Raw genomic sequence first — 11,854 nt, forward strand, 5'->3', positions numbered from 1 at the left:
GTTTTAAATGTGAAACTTTTTTAAGTATTTTCCGTACGATATGTATCTTGATAATATTGGTATGGGAGGTGCTTTATGAAAAAGTTATTATATTTCTTGGTATCTTTAGTGATCGCTTTTCTTTCCTTTGGTTCGGTGGCAGAAGCAAAATCATTCAGCATTGACAAAGTACACATTAAATCTTGGATACAACCAAACGGCGATTTATTAGTTAATGAGGTATTTACTTATAATTTTGATGGGGCCTTTACCAACCTATATAGAGAATTTCCTGATACATACGATGATAGGGTAGTAAATTTCTATTCCTATGAGCTTAAAAGTCTAGATATGGAGCCAGGTTTTGTAGGAGAAGAATCGATGATTCCATTAAGTGTATCCTATGAAAATGACTATTTTCGTACGATTATTGATAAATCCAATGAAAAGGTATCCTTTTTTTATGCTTATACACTAAAGGATGCAGTAAAGTCTTATGAAAATTATAGCGAGCTAAAAGTGACTTACTTTGATGGGAACGCTCATGATCAAACCTATGAGAATGTTACAATTGATTTTATCCTTCCGCAACCAATGAATCCTGATCGTTTTGATGGTATTATGTTTGATCGGCATGCGGTAAAACGTGAGAAAAATCAATATGGGGTTAGGTTTGTGACTCCTAAATCAGAGGCGTATTCTACAACCAAGACTAGTTTTTACTTTCCATCTTCAGTGATGACAGGTATGTCGAAGATTAAGTCATCTCAAACGTTAAGTGATGCTTTTGCTATAGAACAACAAACATTTGACGAGACGTACAATCGATTAGAGGGGATGGGAGAAATAAAGAATCTCATTCCCAAAATAATTATTGGGTTGCTAGTGACTGCATTATTATTCATAATCTTATTGCCACAGAGACATTTTTGGAGAAGGGGATCTGAAAGAGATATCCTAGATACGGATGTTTTATATCTTTTTTTTGTGGACTCCGTAGGTAACACCAGTCGAAAAAGCTTTTTGGCAGGTTTATTTTCATTAGTAGAAAATGGAGCATTAAAAGTTATGAAAGGAAAGGCAGCGGTTCGTTTCAAGAATGATCCCAAATCACCAAAAGAGACACTTGAGTTTCAGTTGGTCGATCGAAGCATCGCTAAGGCTGATTTTGAAAATATAATGATAAATTGGTTATTCTCATCAAGAAAAGGATCGATTAAATCAAAATTTAATTTGCATGATATAGCTGGCGCGGCTAGAGAAGAGAAAAGTCAAAATGACTATTTTGTTCATCGAAAAAGAGATTTTAAAGAAAAGCAAAAAAAATGGGAATCGGCAGTTGAATCCGAGATGAAAGAAGCTGGAGCTTTTAATGATAAGATACCACTTACTATTTTAAGTATGGCGACCATTATACTGGCTATACTATTCTCTATTGCCTATTTTGTAGACTTAAGAAGCAGTTGGGGGATAGCATGGATTATAGGTGTTTCCTTGGTGTATATTGTAATACTATGGGTAAAGAAAAAGTCTAAACTATGGCTATTTTTATATATAGCATTCATGTTTTTTGCAAGCGCACAACTGGTAGATGAACAACTGTTCAATCAAACCTTTAATTTATTGGTTGCTTTCATTGTTTTATATATTGCTGTTCCAAGGAATATTTTATCTATGAATGCGGTCAGAGCGAAAGATTCTATAAGAACTTTTAAAAGAGCACTGAGAAAGCGTAAAAAAGGGAATGTTCCTTTATATTCTGAAGAAAGCTGGGCTATTCGAGCGTATTTGTTTAAAAGAAGACAACAAACTTTCCCTCTTGAAATGGCCACAGTTCCATTGGCAGGTTTGTTATTAGTAGAAACAGATCCTATGAATTATGTAATGGATTCATGGAGATGGACTAAGGGTTCCCTATTTTCTGGTGATGGTTCCTCAGGTTCCTCAACTTCATCCTCTGATGGTGGAGGTAGCTCTGGTGACGGTGGAGGAGGCGCTGGTGCAGACTAGTTATTTTATCACTAGAAAACTTGAAGATTCTTTAATAAATATTTTGAATATGCATTCAATTTGTCATATAATTAGTTGATGAGTATATTTAGGAGGTCGAAATAATGACGAAATTAGATGAAACATTAACAATGCTTAAAGATTTGACCGACGCAAAAGGAATACCAGGTAATGAGCGTGAGCCACGTCAAGTGATGGAGAAGTATATCGCTCCTTATGCAGACAAAATTGAATATGACAATCTTGGAAGCTTGATTGCTGAAAAAGTTGGTGATGCCAATGGCCCAAAAATTATGGTCGCTGGTCATTTAGATGAAGTAGGCTTTATGATATCTAAGATTGATGATAAAGGCTTTTTAAGCTTTCAAACAGTAGGAGGCTGGTGGTCACAAGTAATGCTAGCTCAACGTGTTACGATTGTTACACGTAAGGGAGAAACCATTACAGGTGTTATTGGTTCGAAACCACCGCATATTCTAAGCCCAGAGGCTCGTAAAAAACCAGTTGATATTAAAGAAATGTTCATTGATATTGGTGCATCCTCTAAAGAAGAAGCAATGTCATGGGGAGTAATGCCAGGAGATATGGTCGTTCCATATTTTGAGTTTTCTGTTATGAACAATGAAAAACTATTACTTGCAAAAGCATGGGATAACCGTATTGGCTGTGCCATTGCTATTGATGTCTTAAAAAATTTACAAGGTCAAGATCATCCTAATATCGTTTATGGTGTCGGGAACGTCCAAGAAGAAGTAGGTCTTCGTGGAGCTAAAACGTCTACAGCAAAAATTAACCCTGATATCGGCTTTGCAGTTGATGTGGGTATCGCTGGTGACACTCCTGGAATTTCACCTAAAGAATCTACAAGTAAAATGGGAGACGGCCCACAAATCGTTCTATTCGATGCTTCTATGGTTTCACATAAAGGCTTACGTGATTTTGTAGTGGATACTGCCGAAGAAAATAATATCCCATACCAATTCGAAACAATTGCTGGCGGTGGAACAGATGCGGGATCCATGCACATCTCATTAAACGGGGTACCATGTTTATCGATTGGAGTTGCTACTCGTTATATTCATTCACATGCAGGAATTCTGCATAGAGATGATTATGAGAATACAGTTAAGCTAATTGTGGAAGTTATTAAAAAGCTAGACCGTGATACAGTAAATAATATTACTTTTAACTAATTATAAAAGACTAATGAAGGTTGCAATAGTATTCCTCATTAGTCTTTTTTATGTATAAATAAATGTATATAAATCCACTTGACTTTATAAATATTCATATTTATAATAAAAAATACAGAAGGATACGGAAAAGAAGGGGATTAAATTTATGAAACTATTGGAATGGGTAAATCTGAAAATGGTTGATAGCTTAAAAGGAAAAGACCTTTTAACTCTCTTGGATTACTCAAAAGAGGAAGTGAGTGAATTGCTAGAGCTTGCCACAAATTTAAAATCGTTGACAAAAGCAGGGAAATGCCCGCCGCTGTTAGAAGGTAAAACACTTGGGATGATTTTTGAAAAGCATTCTACTCGTACAAGAATTTCTTTTGAAGTAGGAATGAAGCAATTAGGCGGTAATGGTATGTTCATGAATGCACGTGATTTACAAATTGGGCGAGGAGAATCTGTATATGATACTGCTCATGTTTTATCTGGTTATTTAGATGGCATTATGATTCGTGCCAATTCACATACAATGGTAAGAGAGCTAGCTGAGCATGCGAGTATTCCAGTGATTAATGGATTGACAGATCTTTATCATCCCTGCCAGGCATTAGCGGATATACTTACTGTGCAGGAAGTAAAGGGCTATACGAAGGGACTAAAGCTAGCATATGTTGGAGACGGAAACAATGTAGCACATTCCTTAGTTATAGCGGCAGCATACATGGGTATGCATATAGCAGTTGCAACACCGATAGGCTATGAACCGAATAAAGAAATTATGGAAAAGGCCAAGGCTATTGCATTGGATAATGAAGGCTCATTATTTGTATGTAATGATCCCATAGAAGCAGTAGTGAATGCAGATGTAGTGTATACAGATGTATGGACTTCTATGGGACAGGAGGAAGAAGCTGCTAAGCGCTTAGAGGAATTTAAGGAATATCAGATTAATGATAAGCTTGTAGCCAATGCAAAGCCAGATTATATATTTCTCCATTGCTTACCAGCCCACCGAGAAGAGGAGGTTGCCACATCTGTCATAGATGGACCAAACTCATATATCTTCCAACAGGCAGAAAATCGCTTGCATGCACAAAAAGCCGTACTTGCTTCGTTAATGGCTTAAAAGTATTGAATAAACTGTAACGACAGGGTGTGTCCTACAGTTTATATATATGCGATGTCGCTTATCTAGAAGGATGACTTCATCGCTACATAGGAAGAGTGATTCGGGAGACGCCGAGTCACTCTTTATTATTTTTCTTCATTTTAATGATACAAATATAGAGAGGACCATTTGTTAGTGATGGATGACCAGTACGTTCTTGTCATACTCCTCCTGGCAGCCTTCTAACTCGTAGGAGGTACAAGATGTTGTCTTCAAGCTACCTGCACCAAAATGATCTCTTCTTGTATCTAATTTAGAGATAATAACGTTTCCATCGTATGCTAGATCACGAAGTATAGGGTCTCCTTCTGTGGTATAAGTAACTATACGAATATTGTCTTTGTTCATTATTCAAGTTGCTTAGAAACTCCTCAAATCTATTGAAATTCTGCATGTCTCCATGTGTATCAACTATGTCCTCTGAACTAGGTGTATAATCTGGCACCGATGGTAGCTGTGATTGAATGACAGACCCCTCTTCTTGACATCCTATCAGTAACATTGGAAAAACAAAAATGAACATGAACTCCTTTTTCCTTTCTTACCTCTTTTTTAGTATTAGTCGGGAACGCTTCCTGAATGTTACATTTATAAAAATAGAGATAAAGGAATTACAGTTTCCAATAAAAATTATTAATAGTACATAAAAGTGAAAAATAATGAAACGTTTTACATCCTTGCTTTATCTAACAGTTAGAAAGAAAGGGGGATTACTAAATTGTCGGATATAAAGAAAGTGCAAAAAGCAAAGAAGGGGAATCATAAAGCATTTCAGGAGCTAATTGATGAGGAAAAAGTAAAGCTATATAAAATGGCTTTCATGTACATGAAAAATGAAGAAGACGCCCTAGATGTTTTTCAAGAAACTGTTTATAAAGCTTTCGTTTCTCTCAAAAATTTAAAAGAGGACGAATACTTTTCAACATGGATAACTCGCATTCTTATAAATACTTCACTTGATCATATTAAAAAGAAAAATAGAGTGGTTCCGATGGACCGAGAGTCGATAGAGCGGAAAGTAAATCCTTATGTCTCTTCAGAGAAGGATATGGATTTATTGGAGGCTGTCATGAAATTAGATGAAAAATATAAAACAGTTTTAGTGCTAAGGTTTTATCAGGACTATTCCATCAAACAAATAGCGGAAATATTAGAATATCCAGAGGGAACTGTGAAAACAAATGTACATCGAGGTATTAATATTTTACGAGACACATTGAAGGAGGATTGTGTAAATGAGTAAGCAATGGCCAGATTTAAAAAAGGAAATGGATAAAATACATGTGCCACTGGAGAAACTAGATACAATCATAAAAAACACCGTCCAACCGGTCAAAAAGAAAAAATCAATGATAAAGATAGTGTCCTATAGTGCAGTGGGAGCAGCAGTCGCATTGAGTGTGTTTATAGGAACTGCTAGTGTTTCTCCTGCAATGGCCAAAATTGCTTCCCAGGTACCTCTAATTGGTACATTTTTTAATGATGTACAAGACGAAGGTTTACAAATAGCTGGACAGAAGGGTTTAACACAAATTATCGACCAGTCTACAAAGGATAGTGGAATTACTTTAACAATAAACGAAATTTTTTATGATGGAACAAGACTAGTATTAGGTTACACACAAGAATCATTGTTTGCTATAGGAGAGCTGGAAAGACCAACTATTGAGGTAAACGGAAAAGAAATAAATTTCAGTTCTAGCTCATCTGGAAAATTTATAACTCCACAAAAGTATAAAGGGATGATAGAAATAAATCCAACAGAGGAGCTACCAGAAGAATTTGAGCTTAGCATGAGGATAGATGCTGTTGGCCTAATACCTGGCACTTGGAAGTTCGAATACAATGTAAAACAATCGAATGAAGTAATTGTGATACGCCCTGAAGTAGTGAAGATGATTGATGCAGCAGAAGTCAAAATAAGCTCTCTGAAAATTGGTCCTGCTGGGACAGATCTTGCCGTAAATGTTATGTCAGAGGAGAAAGAAACGAATTTAGAGCCTTATGATATAGAATTCTTTATAGTTGATGATGGTGGAAATATATTGGATCCATTAGGGAAAAATGGTCACGGTGATACTGAAAACGGCATCGTTACTACGCAATTAAGCTATCTCTTTAGCCCACTGAAGCAAGGAACTAAAAAGGTTCGAGTTATTCCTTATATGCTGGAGGACAAATTTGCCCTAGAGAAGGTCATCATACCTTTAAAAGGACAAAAATATCCTTTTACATTAAGTCAAGGGGATTTCGGAGATATTCTTGTTACAGAGATTCAGTCGAATGAGGAGCAGATATCTGTCTATTTTGATATACAAAGTGACTCAATTTACGATAATAGACTTTCTAGAAATCCATTATGGCTAGAGGATGATCAGGGGAATAGTTTAGTGCTTGAGGATTCTCCATTAGCGCAAAGGATTGAAGGAAATAGCTTTAAACAAGTTTTTAAAGTAAGTGAACTAGAAAAGGCTCAAATAGTTACTTTCCAATATCCAAAGCCTATCATGTATGAAGAGTATGAAATAGAAGTCCCAGAGCAATAAACATATCTTTTAGTGAAGGAAAAAGTTGGGGAAATCAAAATATAGAGCGATTATATAGGAAGAAGAGCAAATAACATGATTTTTGGAGTTAAAAAACTTAAATAGAAAGAGGATGGAACTAACTATAAGGATACTTCATTCTGAATGAATTTCGTTTTGGTAAAAAATTAACTAAAGATGTCCTTTTATAACTGAAATTATATACAGTTTTCTCTTAATCTCAAAGAAAATTAAAGTTGTTCGGAGTGAAGTCGGGACCTCCTAGGAAACAAGCGCGTGGGAGTAGACTGCAGGCTCTCCCCGTGTCCTCAGGAAAGCGTCCGCAGTAGCGGGCAACAACGACTATGTAATAGAAAAGAGTCTCGAAAATTTACTATTCGGTAAATTTTCGGGACTCTTAAATGTCTAAGGTGGGTTTTGTTCCAACCTCTTCTTTTAGTTGTATATTTAAATCTGTGATGGCTTACCTTCTAGAGGAATAGATTCAACCTCAACCTCAACCTCAACCTCATCTTTATCTTGTTTTCCTGCGCTCTTGGACCAAACAGTTGCTATAATCGGTCCTGAAATATTATGCCAAACGGCTCCTAAGGCACTCGGTAGAGCGGCTAGTGGACCTAAATGTGCAGTTGCTAGTGCAACTCCTAAACCAGAGTTTTGCATACCAACTTCTATGGAAATAGCACGACAATCTGATTTAGATAGCTTCATCATTTTTGCAGCATAATAGCCAAGCAATAGCCCAGCTCCGTTATGAAGGAAAACCCCTACAAAAACTAATGGACCAGCCGAAGCAATATTGTCTACATTACCAGCAACTACTGCGGAGACAATGATAATAATAGCTAATACAGAGATCAATGGAACAATATTGGCGCTTTTTTCTACAGCTGTTGGAAGTAATTTTTTTATGAGTAATCCAAGTACGATTGGAACAATAATTACTTGTACAATAGACATAAACATATCCATAGCATTTACCGGCATCCATTGTCCAGCTAACAGTAATAGAAGAACTGGTGTCATTAAAGGAGCCAAGAGAGTTGAGAACGAAGTCATCGTAATTGATAGTGGTACATTTCCCTTTGCTAGGTAAACCATTACGTTAGAAGCAGTTCCCCCTGGCACAGAGCCAAGTAAAACCAAACCAGCTGCCAGTTCACTAGGTAACTGTAGTAAATAAGCTATAGCAAAGGCAGTCAAAGGCATGATTATAAACTGTGCTGCTACACCGATCAGTACTGGCTTGGGATTTGTTAAGATCAGTTTAAAATCAACTGCTCTAAGCGTAAGTCCCATTCCAAACATTACTATTCCAAGGAGGATAGTTATATAACCGCCAAAAGGTAGGAATGCTTCTGGTATTAAGAAAGCTATTACTGCTATTAAAATAACCCAGATGGCAAAATACTTTCCGGCAAAGCTACTGATTTTTTCTAAAATTTTCATATTACCCACCGTCACTTTCAAGTTTTACTATTTTATTTGGGTTTAAAATATTTAGCGGATCGAGAGCAACTTTAATCTTTTCCATAATTCGAAGAGCCTCGCCATGTTCTGCTGCCTGATACTTTTGTTTTCCGACACCTACCCCATGCTCACCAGTGCAAGTTCCTTTTCGTTCGAGAGCATAAAGGACAATCTTTTCATTATAGTTCTGTGCCTTCAGTACCTCCTCGGGATTATTCATATCAATCATGAGCAGAGCATGAAAATTTCCGTCTCCGACATGACCAGTAAGTCCTCCTGTTAATCCGATAGCATCGAGCTCCTGACGAGCAAATATAACCGCATCGGCCAATTCTGAAATAGGAACACACACATCTGTAACCATCATTTTCTTACCGACGTTTCCGTGAATATAAGCATAAGCTAAATTATGCCTAGCATCCCAAAGCTTTGTTCGGGCGGTATTATCTGTTTCAAATTGAATATCATCACAGCCATGGTCTTTTACAATTTCTTGGGTAAACTCGACATCTTGAGTGAGTCCAGCTTCATTGCCGTGGAATTCTAAAAACAACGTAGGCTTTTCAGCATAATCAGTTTCACTAAAATGATTAACTTGACGAATCGAGCTCTCATCCACAAGTTCTACACGTGCGATGGGAATACCCGCCTGTAATATAGAAGTTACAGCTTCAACAGCATTTTTGACCGTAGGAAAGGTTGCTCTAGCAGCAGTTGTAAATTCAGGAATGCCATACACCTTTAAAGTTAGTTCTGTAAAGCATCCTAAAGTGCCTTCTGATCCAACGAATAATCCGTTCAAATGAAAACCAGAAGCAGATTTTGCTGCTAAATTACCTGTATGCATGATTGTTCCATCAGCAAGCACTACCTCTAAATCTCTTACTTGATCTCTCATTACTCCATATTTGACGGTGGTAGTTCCGCTAGCATTAGTCGCAGCCATGCCCCCAAGAGTTGCATCTGCACCAGGGTCAACAGAGAAGAACAGGCCATATTTTTTCAATTCTTTGTTAAGCTGCGTTCTCGTAACACCTGGTTGGACCTTCACCAATAAATCGTTTTCTCTTATCTCTAAAATTTTGTCCATCAATGAAAAGTCAACGGTAATACCATTTTCGTAGGGTATGACGTGACCCTCTAAACTTGTTCCACGTCCAAAAGGTACTACTGGAACTTTAAGTCTACTAGCAGTCTTCATAATATTACTAACGTCTGTTGCGCTTCTAGGGAAAACGACAACGTCTGGTAAACTTATAGAGTGATAGGATTCATCCTTCCCATGTAATTCTCTAATAGTTTGATTGATGGAAATCTGGTCTTGCTCTAGATGTTCACTCAATGCTTCTACAATATTTTCCACCATAATGTTCATACACTTCGCCTCTTTGCTATAATTTAAATATAATATTTTTTGAACTTTTCTAATTATTCAAACTCATAGAGTAATTATATACAGTATATCGGAGAAATCAAGGGTAATTTTCGCAAAAGTTAAATTAATTTAGTGGTTTAGTAAATTAAAATAACTAGTGTTATATTTTATTAAATAAGGAGAGTATTATGATAGAAAATGGACTAATTGTTTATCATATTGTTACAAGGAAGAAGATGAAGGTAGGACAGATAATTAATTTTGAAGAGAATCAAAGGAATACTTTGTATAGGTTCTTTTTTGAAAGAGAGCATTTAAATTCTAAAGGTGAGGATTTTATAAAAATTTTTCAGAACCAATTTACGGATGAAGGGTTGAAATTAACTAAAGAGGATGCAGAAGTAGGGCGTCGATATATTGACCAAACAACTAGAGCAATACGAGAAACGTTAGCAGAAATGGTGAGATTAGAAGAATACCCGGATTACCCTTCTAGACTTTCTTGTTTATATGCGACGAAAAACTTCGAGGATGCTTTAAAATGGGTGGAAATCTTTAATTCCTATAATCGGCAGATTTTACAACTTGTTAGCTTACGAGTTTTTGGTAAATCCTTTGAGGGAGATGCTAGCCTTTTGCCAAAGGAGGATGGAGCCTCATTTTCAAGAAAAATTGAACAAGCAAGAGATTACTGGAAGGGGAACGTAAAAAGTGAATTACCTGAGCTGTTAGTAGACGGAAAAATTGAAGTGGTAGAGATTATAAAAGAGTATACATGATGGGGATAAGGTGAAACTTTGGTACGACACTATGGACCAAAGTTTGCCTAGCTCTGGTCATGGAACTAATATTGAATTAATAATAGACCGTAGACTAAGTCTACGGTCTGAACAATTACTTAAACTTATTGAGCAAATGCAGTAGAAACATTATTTAGCATTGCTTGTTTGCTCGATTCATCAGCAGTTTTCCACCATTTTTCAAAAATTACGCCAAGACCAGGTAGTAAATGTTCTTCTCCTCGGTTAATCGCATCTTCCACGACTTCTTTAATATCTGTAGCGGAATTTCCTTTTAGGTTTGCTGCTATTGCTTCTCGAATTTGAAAATCCATTATCATCACTCCTTTTCTTCATCTTTCCCAATGTCTTGCCACGTATACATGATTTTGATAAATTCGTGGAAGATAAATATGAAGTAATAGATTTACGTGATATAATTTTTTTACAAAAGAAAAGATGCCGTATTATTTTTTGTGCGGTATATAAGAAAAAGGCGGTACATACATGAAACGAATTGAATCTCCACAAAATTCCTTAGTTAAACATTGGAAGAAATTACTTAGTGTTCGAAAAGAGCGAGAAAAAACAGGAGAATTTATCATTGAAGGATATCATTTAGTCGAGGAAGCAATTAAACAAAAAGAAAATGTTTTAACTATTATGCTAAGTGATACTAGTGAAATTCCTGTAACATGGGACGTTGATAATCTGGAAATCGTTGAGATTAATGATGTTATCAAAAAAGAGCTTGCCGAAACAGAGCATACTCAAGGGATTTTTGCACATTGTAAACAAAGTACAGCTAAGTTAGATGAACAGGGAAGTTGGAAAAGGCTGTTATTGATTGATGCGGTTCAAGACCCTGGAAATATTGGTACGATGATTCGTACAGCCGACGCTGCTGGAATAGACGCAGTCATTCTTGGCAAAGGATCAGCAGATGCTTATAATTCCAAAACACTACGATCTGCACAAGGCTCTCATTTTCATATACCTATTTTAAAAGGTGAATTAAGCTATTGGGTGGACCAGCTGAAAGACAAAAATGTAAAAGTATATGGAACAGCATTTGAAAACTCTACTCCGTTCCATGAAGTAGAGAAAAGTGATTCGTTTGCATTGATAGTAGGAAACGAAGGAAGCGGTATTCAAGCGGATTTGTTGGAACAAACCGACCAAAATATTATTGTCCCTTTGTTTGGTCAAGCAGAATCATTAAATGTTGCAGTGGCAACGGGAATTCTTCTTTATGGACTTACTTTGAGATAAATGCCCTTGATGAAATGTTTAAAAGTCCGTATAATAGATAATAATTTAATAAATAAGAAAAGCTGTCATCGGGA

Annotated in this window: 11 protein-coding genes and 1 other annotated feature (1 of these 12 running past the window's edge); of the genes, 7 read left to right on the top strand and 4 right to left on the bottom strand. The window is 36.5% G+C overall.

Translation table 11 applies throughout. The annotated features are described in order from the left end of the window. The first annotated feature begins 75 nt into the window (after positions 1 to 75). The 3 genes from ACQKNZ_RS08575 (at position 76) to argF (ending at position 4,296) form a co-directional block, all read left to right on the top strand. Positions 76 to 1,989 carry a DUF2207 domain-containing protein gene (locus ACQKNZ_RS08575; protein ID WP_427659156.1) on the top strand — a complete coding sequence of 638 codons (1,914 nt, stop codon included), beginning with the start codon at positions 76 to 78 and terminating at the stop codon, positions 1,987 to 1,989. Between the two features lie 104 nt (positions 1,990 to 2,093). After that, entirely contained in the window at positions 2,094 to 3,182 is a 1,089-nt protein-coding gene (locus tag ACQKNZ_RS08580; protein ID WP_154310443.1) for a M42 family metallopeptidase, read from the top strand. 148 nt (positions 3,183 to 3,330) lie between these two features. Continuing rightward, entirely contained in the window at positions 3,331 to 4,296 is a 966-nt protein-coding gene (gene argF / locus ACQKNZ_RS08585) for an ornithine carbamoyltransferase (protein ID WP_154310445.1), read from the top strand. A gap of 174 nt (positions 4,297 to 4,470) precedes the next feature. Here argF and ACQKNZ_RS08590 read toward each other — a convergent pair whose 3' ends face one another. Then, positions 4,471 to 4,686: a DUF4362 domain-containing protein gene (locus tag ACQKNZ_RS08590; protein ID WP_427659159.1), complete on the bottom strand. Its 216-nt coding sequence runs from the start codon at positions 4,684 to 4,686 to the stop codon at positions 4,471 to 4,473. A gap of 370 nt (positions 4,687 to 5,056) precedes the next feature. Between ACQKNZ_RS08590 and ACQKNZ_RS08595 the strand changes: the two genes are divergently transcribed. Beyond that, positions 5,057 to 5,581 (top strand): sigma-70 family RNA polymerase sigma factor, encoded by a 525-nt coding sequence (locus tag ACQKNZ_RS08595; RefSeq protein ID WP_144535471.1) that lies wholly within the window; start codon positions 5,057 to 5,059, stop codon positions 5,579 to 5,581. Next, positions 5,574 to 6,884, top strand: coding sequence for a DUF4179 domain-containing protein (locus ACQKNZ_RS08600; RefSeq protein ID WP_427659161.1), 1,311 nt, complete (start codon positions 5,574 to 5,576; stop codon positions 6,882 to 6,884). The genes ACQKNZ_RS08595 and ACQKNZ_RS08600 overlap by 8 nt, the downstream gene beginning before the upstream one ends. A 447-nt stretch (positions 6,885 to 7,331) precedes the next feature. Here ACQKNZ_RS08600 and ACQKNZ_RS08605 read toward each other — a convergent pair whose 3' ends face one another. Next, positions 7,332 to 8,333, bottom strand: coding sequence for a bile acid:sodium symporter family protein (locus ACQKNZ_RS08605; protein WP_427659163.1), 1,002 nt, complete (start codon positions 8,331 to 8,333; stop codon positions 7,332 to 7,334). A 1-nt stretch (position 8,334) separates the two neighbouring features. Then, positions 8,335 to 9,729: an FAD-binding oxidoreductase gene (locus ACQKNZ_RS08610; RefSeq protein WP_427659165.1), complete on the bottom strand. Its 1,395-nt coding sequence runs from the start codon at positions 9,727 to 9,729 to the stop codon at positions 8,335 to 8,337. A 188-nt stretch (positions 9,730 to 9,917) separates the two neighbouring features. On the opposite strand from ACQKNZ_RS08610, the gene ACQKNZ_RS08615 reads away from it, so the two are divergent. Continuing rightward, positions 9,918 to 10,508, top strand: coding sequence for a DUF2441 domain-containing protein (locus ACQKNZ_RS08615; protein WP_427659167.1), 591 nt, complete (start codon positions 9,918 to 9,920; stop codon positions 10,506 to 10,508). 125 nt (positions 10,509 to 10,633) lie between these two features. On the opposite strand, the gene sspI is transcribed toward ACQKNZ_RS08615, so the two are convergent. Beyond that, positions 10,634 to 10,843 (bottom strand): small acid-soluble spore protein SspI, encoded by a 210-nt coding sequence (gene sspI / locus ACQKNZ_RS08620; protein ID WP_144535479.1) that lies wholly within the window; start codon positions 10,841 to 10,843, stop codon positions 10,634 to 10,636. Positions 10,844 to 11,015: 172 nt separating this feature from the next. Between sspI and ACQKNZ_RS08625 the strand changes: the two genes are divergently transcribed. Further along, positions 11,016 to 11,780, top strand: coding sequence for a TrmH family RNA methyltransferase (locus ACQKNZ_RS08625; RefSeq protein WP_427659169.1), 765 nt, complete (start codon positions 11,016 to 11,018; stop codon positions 11,778 to 11,780). A 55-nt stretch (positions 11,781 to 11,835) separates the two neighbouring features. Next, positions 11,836 to 11,854 (top strand) — a binding site (T-box leader) (it continues 214 nt past the right edge of the window).

It is taken from the genome of Psychrobacillus sp. NPDC093200 (genome assembly GCF_050280345.1).
Lineage (GTDB): Bacteria > Bacillota > Bacilli > Bacillales_A > Planococcaceae > Psychrobacillus > Psychrobacillus faecigallinarum.